Genomic DNA, 14,057 nt, shown 5'->3' on the forward strand with positions numbered 1-14,057 from the left:
GCTGGAACTCTCGACTTATTCATAGTCACCCTGAGCACTCTTCACCTGTCGGGATAAGCTCAGATTGTGTCGCGTATGCTAGCATAGCCCTCCCGCTGTTCATGCTAAGGCTGCCCTAGCGCCTGGCATCAGTCCTCGCCATTTTTTCTCCGGGATACAGGTTTACGCAGATGAGCAAGACTTCTCTCGACAAGAGCAAGATCCGGTTCCTTCTTCTTGAAGGTGTGCACCAGAACGCAGTCGATACCCTCAAGGCTGCCGGCTACACCAACATCGAATACCTCACCGGTTCATTGCCGGATGCCGAGCTGAAAGAAAAGATCGCCGACGCCCACTTCATCGGCATCCGCTCGCGCACCCAACTGACCGAAGAAATCTTCGACTGCGCCAAGAAACTGGTTGCCGTCGGCTGCTTCTGCATCGGCACCAACCAGGTTGACCTGGCAGCCGCCCGCGAACGCGGTATCGCCGTGTTCAACGCACCGTACTCCAACACCCGTTCGGTGGCCGAGCTGGTGCTGGCCGAGGCCATCCTGCTGCTGCGCGGCATCCCTGAGAAGAACGCTTCCTGCCACCGTGGCGGCTGGATCAAGAGCGCGGCCAACTCGTTCGAAATCCGCGGCAAGAAGCTGGGCATCGTCGGCTACGGCTCGATCGGTACCCAACTGTCGGTCCTGGCAGAAAACCTGGGGATGCAGGTGTACTTCTACGACCCGCTGACCAAGCTGCCGCTGGGCAACGCCGTACAAGTCACCAGCCTCAACGAACTGCTGGGCCTGGCCGACATCGTTTCGCTGCACGTGCCTGAGCTGCCATCCACCCAGTGGATGATCGGCGAGAAGGAAATCCGTGCGATGAAGAAGGGCTCGATCCTGATCAACGCCGCCCGTGGCACCGTGGTCGAACTGGACCACCTGGCCGCCGCGATCAAGGACAAGCACCTGATCGGCGCCGCCATCGACGTGTTCCCGGTCGAGCCGCGCTCCAACGACGAAGAGTTCGAAAGCCCGCTGCGTGGCCTGGACAACGTGATCCTGACCCCGCACATCGGTGGTTCCACCGCCGAAGCCCAGGCCAACATCGGCCTGGAAGTGGCCGAGAAACTGGTCAAGTACAGCGACAACGGTACTTCCGTTTCGTCGGTCAACTTCCCGGAAGTTGCCCTGCCGGCGCACCCAGGCAAGCACCGCCTGCTGCACATCCACGAAAACATCCCGGGCGTGCTCAGCGAGATCAACAAGGTCTTCGCCGAGAACGCCATCAACATCTCCGGCCAGTTCCTGCAGACCAACGAGAAAGTCGGTTACGTGGTAATCGACGTTGACGCCGAGTACTCCGACCTGGCGCAGGAAAAACTGCAACAGGTCAAAGGCACCATCCGTTCGCGCGTCCTGTTCTAAGATCGCTGGCGGTATGAAAAAGGGAGGCCCTGGTGGCCTCCCTTTTTTATTTCACTTCTACAGTGATCTTCTTCGACTCGACACTCGGTTTGAACGGCACGTGATACTGGTCACCCAGCACCAGTTGCAGGGTGTGCTTGCCCGGCGTCAGGGTGATGGTCGTTTCGGTCTGCGCCTTGCCGAAGTGCAGCACTTGCGGGCCGGCGGGCAACGCGGTACCGGCTGCCGGCATCAGGCTGGTCGGCAGCGGCATGTCGGCCGCAGGCTCCTTGTCCACATCCACCAGCAGGTGGTGGTGGCCTGTATGCGGGGTCTGGTCTCCCGCAGGCTTGAGCTCCATGCCCTCGATGCCGAACTTGACGGTGAAGGTCGCGTCGACCTGCTCGCCATCTTTGGGGGAAAGGATGGAAACCTTGGCACCCGCGGGCGGCTCCTGGCTCTTCAGGGCATCTGCGGCGCTGGCGAGCACCGAGACGCCCATCAGCAGACCGGCAAAGGCAGCACGCGAAAATAGGCTGTTCATTCACTTCTCCTGTGATTCACTTATTGACCGCTGCCAGTAAAACGAACGGCGGCGATAGTTCACGATAGCCCACAAAGAGAAATATTTCAGTTAGGGTTAAACCTCGCCAAGGCTTCAAGGTCATAGGCTGCGCTCGACCGCGACGGGGAAGAAAGTCGCGGCGAAAGTTATTCATCTGCTTAAGAAAAAGGGGCACTACATGCGTTCGACCATAGGCGTACTGCTGGCAGTACTGATCACTCCATTGGCTCAGGCCGAGCTGATAGACGAAATTGCCGACCGGGGCGAATTGCGCATTGCCGTACAGGCCGATAACGCGCCTTACTCGTTCAAGGAAAACGACCGTCTGACCGGCTTTGAAATCGAGTTCGGCCAGGACCTGGCCCGTGAACTGGACCTGCGCGCCGAGTTTGTCGAGGCGACGTCAGCGGAAGTGCTGCCGGGCGTGGAAAGTGGCAAGTATGACGTTTCGCTGATCCCGTCGAACGAGTCGCCCAAGGCCGATGGGCCGTTTGACGTGAGCCAGGCATTTGGCGAAAAGAAACTGGTGATTCCGTTCCAGAAGGACAACCCGGCGTTCGAAAGCGCGGTGAACAATGCACTTGATCGCCTGAAGAACAGTGGCCGCACGGCGGAGCTGGAACAGAAGTGGTTCAGCAACCTGCAGGCAGATCAGCCAACGCCTGCTGCGCTTGCTCCAGCTCCAACTCACTGAACACCTGTACCCCTGCACGGCGCAGCAAGGCTGCGGCAACCCCTTCTCCTGGCACTTTCTTCCCACTGAAGGTGCCATCGTAGACCAACCGGTTGCCGCACGAAGGGCTACCCGCCTTCAGCACCGCCACCCGAATGCCATGGCGCCGCACCAGCGCCAGCGCCTGCTGCGCCCCGGCCAGAAACTCGGCACTGACGTCCTCACCGGTCACCGTCAACACCTGCGCCCCACCATCGAGCACCTGCGCGCCCTGGCCACCGGAGATCTCCGCCGGCGGGCGCGGTGTCGGCAAGCCGCCCGCCACCTCGGGGCACAGTGGCACCACACGCCCTTCGGCCTGCCACTGCTGCAACAAATCGGGATGCCCGCTGGCCCGGCCGTCATAGCGCACCGGCTGCCCCAGCAGGCAGGCGCTCACCAAGACCTTGGGCAGATCAGAACGGGTCATTGCCGCGGCGCCGGAACCAACCGGTCAACGATAGGCGCTCGCGCCCGGCCGGTAGCACCTCGTGCGGCACCTCACCGGACAGGAAGATCGCCAGGCAGCCCGCCACCGGTTGCACATCGTGCTCGACATCATCCGCCAGGAACATGCGCAGCTGCCCGCCGTCTTCCGGCTGCCAGTCTTCGTTGAGGTAAAGCACCGCCGACACCATGCGCCGGTCATCGTCGCGGAAGCGGTCCAGGTGCCGGCGATAGAACGCCCCCGGTGGATACAGGGCGAAGTGGCATTCGAAATCTTCAAGGCCCAGGAACAGGCCCTGGTTGATAGCCTGACGCAACTGGTCCATGGCCGCCAGGTACTGGTCGCATGCCTCAGCCTGGCCGGGGTCGATCCACTGGATCTGGTCACCGCGAATGCTCTCGCGCACCTCCTGGGCGTCGCCGCGCCCAACCCCGGCCGGGTTGAGTTCGCCTTCGGCATCACGCCGCCGGCATTCGGCCGCCAGCGCGCGCACCAGGTCGGCAGGCAGAAAGAGCGCCTGCTGCGACCAGCCATGGGTGGCCAGATCGTCGACGACGGCCGCAAGCATCGGGTTTTCAGGGGAGATGTGCATGGCGCGCATCATATCCATTCGCCCTGTCGGCGCACAGCGCCACTTGGCTGAGAAGCGTTCGGATTGCTCGACAAAACGGCGCCGGGCCTAGGACAATAGCCACCTGCCGACAGGAGTCCTGAATGCACCGTCTGTTTTCCCTGCTTCTGCTGATGATCTGCACCATGCCTGTCTGGGCAGACAGCCTCGATCAACTGTACAAGGCCGCCGGCTGGCCCGACCAGCGCGCCCACTTTTCCGATGCCGTGAGCGCCGCCCAACAGCGCTACCGCAATAGCCTGCCGCCTGCGGTTTACCAGGCGCTGGTCAACAACAGCAACCAGCGCTTCCAGGCCCAGGCAATGGATAACCGTGCCTTGGCCAAACTGCGCAGCACGCTAGCGAACCCGGCGCCGGCACTGGCCTTCTTCCAGTCGCCGCTGGGGCGCAAGATTGTCGCCGCCGAACTGCTGGCCACGCGCAAGGACCAGCTTGCCAAGAACGCCAAGGGCCTGCCGAAGATGCAGGCCAGCGACAACCGCATGCTGGTCATCGGCCACCTGGCCCAGGCCCTGCCAGCCCGCGAAGCCGGCGCCGAAGTCAGCCTGGCGATCGCCGGGGTGGCCGCCGACAGCCTGAGTTCGATGATCCCCGGCCTGTTCGGCGCCAGCCAGGCCCAGGGCCTGCTCGACGGCCAGCGCCAGCGTCTTATGGGGCAGATCGGCGAAGACTTGAACAACACCCTGCTGTACGTCTACCGCGACCTGTCCGACGACGAACTGGAAGAGTTCGCCACCTTCGCCGAGTCGCCAGACGGCAGGGCCTATTACCAGGCCGCTGTGGCTGCGGTGCGTGCCGGCCTGGCGGTGGGCCAGACCAGCGCCGACCTCAAGTGATCAGCCCAGGCGCTGCCTGATGAAGTCGAAGTAGCGCCGACGAATATCCGGCAGCTCGTTGGCCAGGTGATGGCGAGCTTCGGGCAACATCAGGATCTGCGGCTCGCTGAACTTCGCCTTGAGCACTTCGAGGTTGTGGGGCCAATCCACCGTACCATCCGCTTCCCCCTGCACGATCAAGGGCCGCCGCGCGCAGTGCGGCGCCGCCTCGATGCGCTTGACCCAAGCGATCAACGCGCCGACCCAGGCCGTGGGCAGCCGCCGCGGTTGCAGCGGGTCGGCTTCGAGGAAGGGCAGGAACGTCGGGTCGTTGGTGTTCTCGCTGAAGCGCCGCTCGATGCCGTTGACGAAGTGGCGCAGTACCCGATAGCTGAACTTCGACCAGCGCCACGAGCGCGGCCGCACCAGCGGCGCCAGCAGTATCACCTCGCCATCGATCGGGCTGCGGTCACCCTGGTGCAGCAAGTGGTCCACGGCGATGGCGCCACCGGTGCTCTGTCCGCAGAGGTGCCAGGGGCGTGGCAGTTCAAGGCCGCGCGCCTGTTCGAACAAGGCTTCCAGCACTTGCTGGTACACGGCGAAATCACTGATGCTGGCGCGCTCGCCACTGGACAGGCCGTGGCCTGGCAAGTCACAGCTGATCACTGCATAACCAAGCTTCAATGCCCACTCGATCACATGCCGATAAAGGCCCATGTGGTCGTAGTAGCCGTGCAGCAGAAACAGCGTCGCAACGGGCTTTTCCGGTAGCCAGACCTGCCCGACCAGCTCGAACCCCGCCGCCTGGAAGCCGCCCAGCCAGCTGTGCGCCGACAGGTTCAGGCCATAGAAGCGCTGATAGTCCTGCGCCTGCGTTGACAACGGCTGGCGTTTGGCCAATGGGGCGAGGCTGGGACGCAAGGTATCGGGGTGAAAGGCGGCGGGCATCGGGTACATCCAAGGCGAAGCGAGTATTGATCTGGGATATTCAGCTCTGGCCGGCGCCGTGGCAAGCTTGCTCACCTCGAACAGGCAGCATGGATCAGTGGTGGGCGCGGACAATTCATGAAGATTCGAAACATCAAACAGCTTTTGGCGGGCCTCGCACTGATAATCTGCACCCTGGTGCTCTGGCAGGCCTACACCACCTTCCAGTCTCGCTACCTGCGCCCGTTCGACAACCAGACCACACTGTTCGACGGCAGCCAGCTGCAACTGCCCCCCGAACTGGCCGGCCCCGGTCCGATCCGCGTGGTGCACTTCTGGGACCCGGCTTGCCCGTGCAACGTCGGCAACCAGCAGCACCTTGGCGACCTGATGACCCAGTTCGCAGGCCAGGGGGTGACCTTCCACGTCGTGCAGAGGCCAGGCAGCCACGGCCAGCTACCCGCCAACCTGAGCAGCCTGCAAGCCATCGCCCACTTGCCAGGCAGCGAACACCTGCCCGCCTCCCCCGCCGTGGCCATCTGGGACCGCCAGGGCAACCTCGCCTACTTCGGCCCTTACAGCGAAGGCGCGGTGTGCAACGCCAGCAACAGTTTCATCGAGCCGATCCTCAAGGCGCTGCTGGCTGGCCGCAGTGTCTCCGCCTCCAATACGCTGGCCGTGGGCTGCTATTGCCCCTGGGCCGGCTGACGCACACGCGCCGGATTGCCCATTACGGTCGCCCCCGCCGGCACATCACGGGTCACCACACTACCTGCACCCACGATGGCATCGTCACCAATGCTCACCCCCGGCAGGATGATCGCCGCCCCGCCGATCCACACGTTATTGCCAATGGTCACCGGCCGCCCGCTCTCCAGGCCGCTACGGCGCACCTCGGGGTCGAGCGGGTGGTCGGCCGTATAGATCTGCACGTTGGGGCCGATCTGGCAGTCGTCGCCGATACGTACCGGCACCACGTCGAGGATCACGCAGTTGAAGTTCATGAACGTATTGCGCCCGACGCTGATGTTGTAGCCGTAGTCGCAGTAGAACGGTGGGCGGATTACCGTGCCTTCGCCGACATGGCCGAAGTGCTCGGCCAGCAGGCCGTTGCGTGCGTCGTTGAGCAGCTCGACGCTGTTGTTGTAACGGTACATCCAGTGCTTGTTGGCGATCTGCTCGGCCTGCAGCTCGGGGCAGCCGGCGTGGTAGAGCTGGCCTGTGAGCATTTTCTGTTTTTCGCTGAGGGACATGGAAACTCCTGCCTGGGGACTATGCTCTGTTCGCGAATCCGTCGATGATCGGACCACAGTTTCCGCTCGAATGCACAAGGAGTCTCGATGAAGCGCAGCCTGACCCTGTTGGCCGTAGTCGTCGCCGTGGCCGCTGGTGCCGGTTACTGGTACGTACACGGCAAGTTGCCACAGCGCGAAGGCGACGTGGCCATGGCCGGCTTGCAGGCGCCGGTCAGCGTGCGCTACGACGCCCGTGGCGTGCCCCACCTGCAAGCGCAGAGCGAAACGGACCTGTACCGCGCCTTGGGCTACGTGCATGCCCAGGACCGATTGTTCCAGATGGAGATCATGCGCCGCCTGGCCCGTGGAGAGCTGGCCGAGGTGCTGGGCGACAAGCTGTTGCCCACCGATACCCTGTTCCGCAGCCTGCGTATCCGCGAACAGGCCGCGCTGATGGCTCAGCGCCAGGACCACCAGTCACCCGCCTGGCAGGCCTTGCAGGCCTACCTTGAGGGCGTCAATGCCTGGCAGGCCAGCCACCCCAAACCGCTGGAGTTCGACCTGATCGGCATCACGCCACGGCCGTTCACTGCCGAAGACACCCTGAGCATTGCTGGCTACCTGGCGTACAGTTTCGCGGCCGCCTTCCGCACCGAACCTGCGCTGACCTACATCCGCGACCAGCTGGGTCCGCAATACCTGAAAATCTTCGATCTCGACTGGCAGCCGCAGGGCGCACTGGGCACGCCACTGGCTGCGGCCGACTGGCAAAGCCTCGAAGCGGTGGCCCGCGCCAGCCACGAGGCCTTGGTGGAAGCTGGCATCCCGCAGTTCGAGGGCAGCAACGCCTGGGCCGTTTCCGGCAGCCGCACCCGCAGCGGCAAACCCTTGCTGGCCGGCGACCCGCACATCAGTTTTGCCGTGCCCGCCGTCTGGTACGAGGCCGAGCTGTCAGCACCAGGCTTCAACCTGTATGGCTACTTCCAGGCGCTGAATCCCTTCGCGATGCTGGGGCACAACCGTGACTTCGGCTGGAGCCTGACCATGTTCCAGAACGATGACGTCGACCTGATCGCAGAAAAGACCAACCCTGCCAACGCTGACCAGGTCATGGTCGATGGCCAGTGGCGCACACTGGAGAAGACCGAACAGCAGATTGCAGTCAAAGGCGAGCAACCGGTCACCATCAGCCTGCGCCGTTCACCCCACGGGCCGATCGTCAACGACGTCCTCGGCGCAATGGCCGGAACCACGCCCATTGCCATGTGGTGGGCGTTCCTCGAAACCGAGAACCCGATTCTCGAAGGCTTCTACCAGCTCAATCGCGCCGACACCTTGGGCAAGATGCGCGAAGCGGCGGCCAAGGTGCAGGCACCGGGGCTGAACTTCGTCTGGGCCAATGCCCGTGGCGATATCGGCTGGTGGGCGGCGGCGAAGTTGCCGATTCGCCCCGACGGTGTGAACCCGGCGTTCATCCTCGACGGCGCCAGCAGCCAGGCCGACAAACCCGGTTTCTACCCGTTCAGCGTCAACCCGCAGCAGGAGAACCCGGCCAGCGGCTATATCGTCTCGGCCAACTACCAGCCACCGGCCGTGGTGCCGATACCCGGCTACTACAACCTCCCCGACCGCGGCCGCCAGCTCGATCACCAGCTGGCCAACCCGGAAGTGAAATGGGACACCCAGAACAGCCAGGCGCTGCAACTCGATACGGCGAGCGATTATGGCCCGCGCACCTTGGCGCCCTTGTTGGCGACCCTGCGCCAGATCGCCCAGGGTGACGAGGAAAAGGAACTGGTCGAACAGCTTGCCGCCTGGCGCGGCGACTATCCGCTGGACTCCACCAACGCTACGTTGTTCAACCAGTTCCTTTACGAGCTGGCCTATGCCGCCTTGCATGACGAATTGGGCGACACCTGGTTCCCGGTACTGATCAGCACCCGCGCCATCGATGCCGCACTGCCGCGCCTGGCCGCCGACGCCGATTCGCCCTGGTGGAACACCCGCGGCGCGAGCCAGCGCACTGACCGCACCGCCATCGTGCGCGTGGCTTGGCAGAAGAGCCTTGGCCACTTGCGCAACACGCTTGGCAAGGACCCGGCCAGCTGGCAATGGGGCAAGGGCCATACCCTGACCCACAACCATCCACTGGGCGCGAAAAAGCCGCTGAACCTGCTGTTCAATGTCGGTCCGTTTGCCGCCCCCGGCACCCATGAGGTACCGAACAACTTGTCGGCGAAGATCGGCCCGGCGCCATGGCCGGTGACCTATGGCCCGTCGACCCGGCGCCTGATCGACTTCGCCGATGCCGGGCAGGCGCTGACCAGCAACCCGGTCGGGCAGAGTGGCGTGCCGTTCGACCGATATTTTGCCGACCAGGCCGAAGGGTATGTTGAAGGGAAGTACCAACGAGCGCAGATGGGCGTGATCCCGGCGCAGAGCACCCTCAGGCTTGTTCCCGGCACCCGTGAGTAATCTTGAAAACCCTTGAAACTTGCCGCAGAGACTTTTCCATATGCAAAAACACTTCATCGAAATCGACGGCGCACGCATGAGCTATGTCGACCAGGGCCAGGGCTTCCCGGTGCTGCTCGGCCATAGCTACCTGTGGTCGGCCGAGATGTGGCAGCCCCAGATCGAGGCCCTGTCACAACACTTCCGGGTCATCGTCCCCGAGCTCTGGGGCCACGGCGACTCCGATGCCCCACCCGCCACCACCACCGATATGAGCGCCCTGGCCCGCCAGCACCTGGCACTGCTGGACGCGCTGGATATCGCCAAGTGCCACCTGGTCGGCCTGTCGGTCGGTGGCATGTGGGGTGCTCAGCTGGCTATCGAAAACCCCGAACGGGTCGATCGCCTGGTGCTGATGGATACGTACCTCGGCGCCGAACCGGAGGCGACCCGGCTGAAGTACTTCGCCATGCTGGATGCGGCGAGTGAGGCTGGTTTCTTCCCGGACCCGCTGCTGGACATCATCGTGCCGATCTTCTTCCATGCTGGCGGGCAGACAGTGCCCGAAATTCGTGAAAGCTTTCGGGCGGCATTGAAGGCAAGCAGCGCCGAGGTGATTCACAACAGCCTGGACCCAATGGGACGGGTGATCTTCGGGCGGCTCGACCTGCTGGGGCGGCTGGGTGAACTGAAAGGTAACAAGACCATTGTGGTCTGTGGTGACCAGGACATTCCACGACCGCCTGAAGAGTCCAACGAGATGTCGCGGATCATTGGGTGCCTGGCGGCGCAGATTCCGTTTGCGGGACATATCTCCAGCCTGGAGAACCCCAAGGTGGTGAATGAGTTCTTGTTGAACTGGCTACCGCGCAATCCTTGAGATTGTCGACGCAGCCTGAAACTTTCCTGCAACAAGCTTCTCAAATCGCCTCAAACCATGACTTGCACGGCCATCACCAACAAGGACGATAACGATGAACAGCCCCTGCTCGCCTGATGCCAACGAACAACTGCTGTGGCTGCTGGCATTGCGCCGGGCGCTGGGCAACCCGCGCTGACCGGCTGCCAGCCACACACAAAAACGCCGACGCAAATGCGTCGGCGTTTTCATGAAGCCATCACACAATCAGAACGCAGGCAGTACCGCACCCTGGTACTTCTTGGCGATGAATTCCTTCACCTCAGGGCTGGTCAGCGCCTTGGCCAGCTTCTGGATGGCTTCGCTGTTCTTGTTGTCCGGGCGGGCTACCAGGAAGTTCACGTACGGCGAGTCGCTGCCTTCGATCACCAGCGCATCCTTGGCCGGGTTCAGGCCGGCTTCCAGGGCATAGTTGGTGTTGATCATGTCCAGGTCGACCTGGTCCAGCACGCGCGGCAGCATGGCCGACTCAAGCTCGCGGAACTTCAGTTTCTTCGGGTTCTCGGCGATGTCTTTCGGGGTCGCCAGGGCGTTCTTCGGGTCCTTCAGGGTGATCAGGCCAGCCTTCTGCAGCAGGATCAGTGCGCGGCCGCTGTTGCTGCCTTCGTTCGGGATGGCAACGGTAGCGCCGTCTTGCAGCTCGCTCAGGCTCTTGACCTTCTTCGAGTAGCCACCGAACGGTTCGACGTGCACGCCGACCACGGTTTCCAGGTGAGTGCCCTTGCCTTCGTTGAAGCTCTGCAGGTAAGGCAGGGTCTGGAAGTAGTTGGCGTCCAGGCGCTTCTGGTCAACCTGCACGTTCGGCTGCACGTAGTCGGTGAAGACCTTGATCTGCAGGTCCACACCTTCCTTGGCCAGGGTCGGCTTGATCAGCTCAAGGATCTCGGCGTGCGGAACCGGGGTGGCGGCAACCACCAGTTTCTCGGCGGCAGAGGCCAGGCCAGCAAACGACAGGGCGGCGGCCAAGGCAGTGGTCAGCAGGGTCTTCTTCATGGTGTTCCTTATTCTGGATCTGAGCCATCACGGATGGCGAATTCGGGTGCCCAACCGTTTCACTGGCGGGCGTGAGGCGGACAATACCGAGATTTTTTATTCCGTAACAATATCTTTTAATTAGCTGCTTATTCCAAAAGCAATCTGCCACCATCCAGTTTGCTTATTAGCTCGTCTAGCCTGAGGGGTTGAGCAGATCGAGGTCCTCCGGCAGCAGCTCGTCCCCGTCGTTCACCAACAACGCGAAGTGGATCACGTTCTCCAGTTCGCGGGTGTTGCCCGGCCACGCATGCGCTTCCAGCACCTGCTGCGCGGCCTCGCTGATCAGTGCCAGCGGGCGCTGCAGGCGCACGCTGTAGATACCTGCGAAGTACTCGGCCAGCGGCAGGATATCGCCCGGGCGTTCGCGCAGCGGCGGTAACTCCAGCGCGCCCTCGCGCAGGTATTGGTACAGGCGCTCGTTGAAGCGCCCAGCCTTCACCACCCGAGCCAGGTCGATGCTGGTCGCAGCCACCAGGCGCACGTCCACCGGCTGCGGTTGCTGCGCGCCGACACGGGTGACCTCACGATTTTCCAACGCCGCCAGCAGCTTGCCCTGGATCGCCAGCGGCAAGTCGGCGATCTCGTCCAGGTACAAGGTGCCGCCATTGGCCGAGCCGAACCAGCCGGCGCGGCTGCTGGCCGTGCCGCCCTGGCTGCCGGCGCTGTAGCCGAACAGCTCGGCGTCGGCATAGGTCGGGCTGATGGCCGCGCAGTTCACCGAGACGAACAGCCCGGGGCGGTCACTGGCCCGGTGGATCTGCCGTGCCAGCAGTTCCTTGCCGGTACCGGTCTCGCCGCGGATCAGCACCGGTACCGGTTGCGGCGCCAGCTGCTCCAGGGCCTGGCGCAACTGCTGCGAGCGCGGGTCGATGAATACCAGCGCCTTGGCACGGATGCTCAGGGGGCTCTTGTCCAGTTCAGGAAAAGTCAGCAGCGGCTGGTCGAACGGGTTTTGAATAGTCATGACGAACTCCCGCCCCTGGCCATCGGTGGCCGGGCGTCAGGCAAACGGTGAACGGTCGGGGCCGATCAGGCGCGGCGCAATGCGCGCTGCTCGACCCGGCTTTGCAGGCGATACAGGTAGGCGAAGCCTTGTTCCCAACGCTCGTGGCCGGACTTCACGTTGATGTGCCCGGCATTGCTCAGCAGGCCCGCCTCAGCGCCCCAGGCCTGGGCCAGGGACAAGGCACGCGGCACGCTCACTGCCGGATCGTTGTCGGAGCTGACCACCTGGCTGGGGAACGGCAGCGCCTGCAGCGGGATCGGCGCGAAGTTGCGCAAGGCCGGCGCGCAGGTGGGCCGCTCGACATCCGCCGGGGCCACCAGCAATGCGCCGCGCACCCGACGCAGCAGCGCCGGGCTGGCCTGTGCGGCCCAGTGAGCGACGGTGACACAGCCCAGGCTGTGAGCGATGAGGATCACCGGCGAGCGTTCGGCGACAATCGCCTGCTCCAGCGCTTGCACCCAGTCGCGGCGCTGGGGGTTGAGCCAGTCTTGCTGCTCGACCCGGGCACTGTTGGGCAGCGTGCGCTGCCAGTGACTCTGCCAATGGTTGTCTGGCGATCCTTGCCAGCCCGGCACAATCAGGTAACGAATCGACTCATTGCGCATGGGGACGCCTCCAGTAAGTTTGCGTGCTTGGGGACCAGTATAGGGACCCAGTTATATTCGTAAAGGAATAAGAAGCTATTTATTAATAACCAAAATAACATACGAATGACAGGCAAAAAAAAGGGCCAACCCCTGCCAAGAGATGTGGCCCCTGAGCACTTGCCTGAAGAGGGTGAAGATTACCGTGCAGTTATTACCGCCAGTTTGCTGATCCCGGCGCGCTCGATCGCCGCCATGGCCCGTGCCACTTCGCCATAGTTCACGCCATCGTCGGCCTGCAGCTGCACGCGCACGTCGGCGTCCTTGTCCTTGGCTGCCTTGAGGCGGGTTTCCAGCAGGTCTGGCTGGATCTCGTCCTTGTTGATGAACAGCTTGCCGCCACCGTCGATGCTCACCACCAGTGGGTCTTTCTGCTCCACCGGGGCCACGGCCTCGGTCTTGGGCAGGTTGATCGGGATGGCGTTGGTCAGCAGTGGCGCGGTGACGATGAACACCACCAGCAGCACCAGCATGACGTCCACCAGCGGCGTGACGTTGATTTCACTGAGGACTTCGTCGCTGTCCTGGGTCGAAAAGGCCATGTCAGGACGCCTCCTTCACCGGCTGGGTGAAACCGCCCTGGGCCTTGTGCACGGCCGGGTGCACCAGCACGCGGAAGGCACTCTTCTGCGCCAGGCTGTAGAAGTCGTGGGCGAAGTCATCGAGGTCGGCCGCAGTCAGCTTGAGGCGGCGCAGAAAGTAGTTGTAGACCAGCACCGCCGGTACCGCGACGGCGATACCCACACCGGTGGCGACCAGCGCCGCGCCGATCGGCCCGGCCACGGTTTCCAGGCTGGCGGAGCCGGCCGCGCTGATGCCCTTGAGCGCTTCCATGATGCCCCACACGGTGCCGAACAGGCCGATGAAGGGCGAGGTGCTGCCGATACTGGCGACCACAGCCAGGCCGGTTTCCAGCGAGCGGCGTTCACGCACGATCTGCTGGCGCAGGGCGCGTTCTAGGCGGTCCTGATGGTTGATGGCGTGGCTCAGGTCACTGGCGTGCGCTTCACCGACCGCAATCGCGGCATAGCCGGACTGAGCGACGCGGGCGGCCGGGCCAGGCAGCTCGTGGCTGATTTCTGCCGCCGAATCGAGGCTCGATGCGGCCCAGAATTGCTGGTGGAAGCGCTTGTCCTGGTTCTTCAGCCGTATGAACTGCGCGGCCTTGACCAGGGCCAGGCCCCAGGTGACGACGGAAAAACCGACCAGCAGCCAGATGACTGCACTTTCAACGGATTCGAGGGGGGATGCCAGCAGGCTCATGATGATGTCTTCCTGTGTTCTGCG

The 14,057-nt window shown here is 63.3% G+C and carries 16 protein-coding genes; 6 read left to right on the forward strand and 10 right to left on the reverse strand.

Features of this window, described 5'->3' with window-relative positions:
- Window positions 1-170 precede the first annotated feature (170 nt).
- A complete protein-coding gene (serA, locus tag BGP85_RS28095; RefSeq protein ID WP_103446144.1) occupies window positions 171-1,400 on the forward strand; it encodes a phosphoglycerate dehydrogenase in 1,230 nt (409 codons plus the stop codon).
- Window positions 1,401-1,446: 46 nt separating this feature from the next.
- On the opposite strand, the gene BGP85_RS28100 is transcribed toward serA, so the two are convergent.
- On the reverse strand, window positions 1,447-1,923 hold the full coding sequence (locus tag BGP85_RS28100; protein WP_103446145.1) for a DUF4399 domain-containing protein: 477 nt from the start codon (window positions 1,921-1,923) through the stop codon (window positions 1,447-1,449).
- A gap of 199 nt (window positions 1,924-2,122) precedes the next feature.
- Here BGP85_RS28100 and BGP85_RS28105 point away from each other — a divergent pair, with 199 nt between their 5' ends.
- Window positions 2,123-2,638: a substrate-binding periplasmic protein gene (locus tag BGP85_RS28105; protein WP_103446146.1), complete on the forward strand. Its 516-nt coding sequence runs from the start codon at window positions 2,123-2,125 to the stop codon at window positions 2,636-2,638.
- Here the strand turns inward: BGP85_RS28105 and BGP85_RS28110 are convergent.
- Both BGP85_RS28110 and BGP85_RS28115 read right to left on the reverse strand, forming a co-directional pair.
- Complete coding sequence (locus BGP85_RS28110; protein ID WP_103446147.1) at window positions 2,577-3,086, reverse strand: DUF523 domain-containing protein; 510 nt, start codon at window positions 3,084-3,086, stop codon at window positions 2,577-2,579. The genes BGP85_RS28105 and BGP85_RS28110 overlap by 62 nt on opposite strands.
- Window positions 3,073-3,705, reverse strand: coding sequence for a 2OG-Fe(II) oxygenase (locus tag BGP85_RS28115; RefSeq protein WP_103446243.1), 633 nt, complete (start codon window positions 3,703-3,705; stop codon window positions 3,073-3,075). The genes BGP85_RS28110 and BGP85_RS28115 overlap by 14 nt, the downstream gene beginning before the upstream one ends.
- Window positions 3,706-3,818: 113 nt before the next feature.
- On the opposite strand from BGP85_RS28115, the gene BGP85_RS28120 reads away from it, so the two are divergent.
- Entirely contained in the window at window positions 3,819-4,571 is a 753-nt protein-coding gene (locus tag BGP85_RS28120) for a DUF2059 domain-containing protein (RefSeq protein WP_103446148.1), read from the forward strand.
- Here the strand turns inward: BGP85_RS28120 and BGP85_RS28125 are convergent, their stop codons facing one another.
- Window positions 4,572-5,498: an alpha/beta hydrolase gene (locus BGP85_RS28125; RefSeq protein ID WP_103446149.1), complete on the reverse strand. Its 927-nt coding sequence runs from the start codon at window positions 5,496-5,498 to the stop codon at window positions 4,572-4,574.
- A 117-nt stretch (window positions 5,499-5,615) separates the two neighbouring features.
- On the opposite strand from BGP85_RS28125, the gene BGP85_RS28130 reads away from it, so the two are divergent.
- The gene (locus BGP85_RS28130; RefSeq protein ID WP_103446150.1) at window positions 5,616-6,185 is read left to right on the forward strand and encodes a DUF6436 domain-containing protein; all 570 of its coding nucleotides are present in this window, start codon (window positions 5,616-5,618) and stop codon (window positions 6,183-6,185) included.
- Here the strand turns inward: BGP85_RS28130 and BGP85_RS28135 are convergent.
- Complete coding sequence (locus BGP85_RS28135; RefSeq protein ID WP_103446151.1) at window positions 6,164-6,730, reverse strand: sugar O-acetyltransferase; 567 nt, start codon at window positions 6,728-6,730, stop codon at window positions 6,164-6,166. The genes BGP85_RS28130 and BGP85_RS28135 overlap by 22 nt on opposite strands.
- A gap of 87 nt (window positions 6,731-6,817) precedes the next feature.
- On the opposite strand from BGP85_RS28135, the gene BGP85_RS28140 reads away from it, so the two are divergent.
- Both BGP85_RS28140 and BGP85_RS28145 read left to right on the forward strand, forming a co-directional pair.
- On the forward strand, window positions 6,818-9,187 hold the full coding sequence (locus BGP85_RS28140) for a penicillin acylase family protein (RefSeq protein ID WP_103446152.1): 2,370 nt from the start codon (window positions 6,818-6,820) through the stop codon (window positions 9,185-9,187).
- A 40-nt stretch (window positions 9,188-9,227) separates the two neighbouring features.
- The gene (locus BGP85_RS28145) at window positions 9,228-10,046 is read left to right on the forward strand and encodes an alpha/beta fold hydrolase (RefSeq protein WP_103446153.1); all 819 of its coding nucleotides are present in this window, start codon (window positions 9,228-9,230) and stop codon (window positions 10,044-10,046) included.
- 246 nt (window positions 10,047-10,292) lie between these two features.
- On the opposite strand, the gene BGP85_RS28150 is transcribed toward BGP85_RS28145, so the two are convergent.
- From BGP85_RS28150 to BGP85_RS28170, 5 genes are all read right to left on the reverse strand, one after another.
- A complete protein-coding gene (locus tag BGP85_RS28150; protein ID WP_103446154.1) occupies window positions 10,293-11,078 on the reverse strand; it encodes a MetQ/NlpA family ABC transporter substrate-binding protein in 786 nt (261 codons plus the stop codon).
- A 175-nt stretch (window positions 11,079-11,253) separates the two neighbouring features.
- On the reverse strand, window positions 11,254-12,084 hold the full coding sequence (locus tag BGP85_RS28155; protein WP_103446155.1) for a sigma 54-interacting transcriptional regulator: 831 nt from the start codon (window positions 12,082-12,084) through the stop codon (window positions 11,254-11,256).
- Window positions 12,085-12,149: 65 nt separating this feature from the next.
- Window positions 12,150-12,731, reverse strand: a complete 582-nt coding sequence (locus BGP85_RS28160) for an alpha/beta hydrolase (protein ID WP_103446156.1) — start codon at window positions 12,729-12,731, stop codon at window positions 12,150-12,152.
- A gap of 179 nt (window positions 12,732-12,910) precedes the next feature.
- Window positions 12,911-13,312: an ExbD/TolR family protein gene (locus BGP85_RS28165; protein ID WP_103446157.1), complete on the reverse strand. Its 402-nt coding sequence runs from the start codon at window positions 13,310-13,312 to the stop codon at window positions 12,911-12,913.
- 1 nt (window position 13,313) lies between these two features.
- Window positions 13,314-14,033 carry a MotA/TolQ/ExbB proton channel family protein gene (locus tag BGP85_RS28170; protein WP_103446158.1) on the reverse strand — a complete coding sequence of 240 codons (720 nt, stop codon included), beginning with the start codon at window positions 14,031-14,033 and terminating at the stop codon, window positions 13,314-13,316.
- Window positions 14,034-14,057: the final 24 nt, after the last annotated feature.

The sequence above is a fragment of the Pseudomonas putida genome (assembly GCF_002906855.1).
Lineage (GTDB): Bacteria > Pseudomonadota > Gammaproteobacteria > Pseudomonadales > Pseudomonadaceae > Aquipseudomonas > Aquipseudomonas putida_N.

What these genes read in the sequence shown, in the direction of transcription:
- BGP85_RS28140 (WP_103446152.1), top strand. Translation starts at nt 6,818, where the DNA reads ATGAAGCGCAGCCTGACCCTGTTGGCCGTAGTCGTCGCCGTGGCCGCT.
- BGP85_RS28160 (WP_103446156.1), bottom strand. Translation starts at nt 12,731, where the DNA reads ATGCGCAATGAGTCGATTCGTTACCTGATTGTGCCGGGCTGGCAAGGA.
- BGP85_RS28100 (WP_103446145.1), bottom strand. Translation starts at nt 1,923, where the DNA reads ATGAACAGCCTATTTTCGCGTGCTGCCTTTGCCGGTCTGCTGATGGGC.
- BGP85_RS28125 (WP_103446149.1), bottom strand. Translation starts at nt 5,498, where the DNA reads ATGCCCGCCGCCTTTCACCCCGATACCTTGCGTCCCAGCCTCGCCCCA.
- BGP85_RS28105 (WP_103446146.1), top strand. Translation starts at nt 2,123, where the DNA reads ATGCGTTCGACCATAGGCGTACTGCTGGCAGTACTGATCACTCCATTG.
- serA (WP_103446144.1), top strand. Translation starts at nt 171, where the DNA reads ATGAGCAAGACTTCTCTCGACAAGAGCAAGATCCGGTTCCTTCTTCTT.
- BGP85_RS28120 (WP_103446148.1), top strand. Translation starts at nt 3,819, where the DNA reads ATGCACCGTCTGTTTTCCCTGCTTCTGCTGATGATCTGCACCATGCCT.
- BGP85_RS28155 (WP_103446155.1), bottom strand. Translation starts at nt 12,084, where the DNA reads ATGACTATTCAAAACCCGTTCGACCAGCCGCTGCTGACTTTTCCTGAA.
- BGP85_RS28115 (WP_103446243.1), bottom strand. Translation starts at nt 3,705, where the DNA reads ATGCGCGCCATGCACATCTCCCCTGAAAACCCGATGCTTGCGGCCGTC.
- BGP85_RS28135 (WP_103446151.1), bottom strand. Translation starts at nt 6,730, where the DNA reads ATGTCCCTCAGCGAAAAACAGAAAATGCTCACAGGCCAGCTCTACCAC.
- BGP85_RS28130 (WP_103446150.1), top strand. Translation starts at nt 5,616, where the DNA reads ATGAAGATTCGAAACATCAAACAGCTTTTGGCGGGCCTCGCACTGATA.
- BGP85_RS28165 (WP_103446157.1), bottom strand. Translation starts at nt 13,312, where the DNA reads ATGGCCTTTTCGACCCAGGACAGCGACGAAGTCCTCAGTGAAATCAAC.
- BGP85_RS28110 (WP_103446147.1), bottom strand. Translation starts at nt 3,086, where the DNA reads ATGACCCGTTCTGATCTGCCCAAGGTCTTGGTGAGCGCCTGCCTGCTG.
- BGP85_RS28150 (WP_103446154.1), bottom strand. Translation starts at nt 11,078, where the DNA reads ATGAAGAAGACCCTGCTGACCACTGCCTTGGCCGCCGCCCTGTCGTTT.
- BGP85_RS28170 (WP_103446158.1), bottom strand. Translation starts at nt 14,033, where the DNA reads ATGAGCCTGCTGGCATCCCCCCTCGAATCCGTTGAAAGTGCAGTCATC.
- BGP85_RS28145 (WP_103446153.1), top strand. Translation starts at nt 9,228, where the DNA reads ATGCAAAAACACTTCATCGAAATCGACGGCGCACGCATGAGCTATGTC.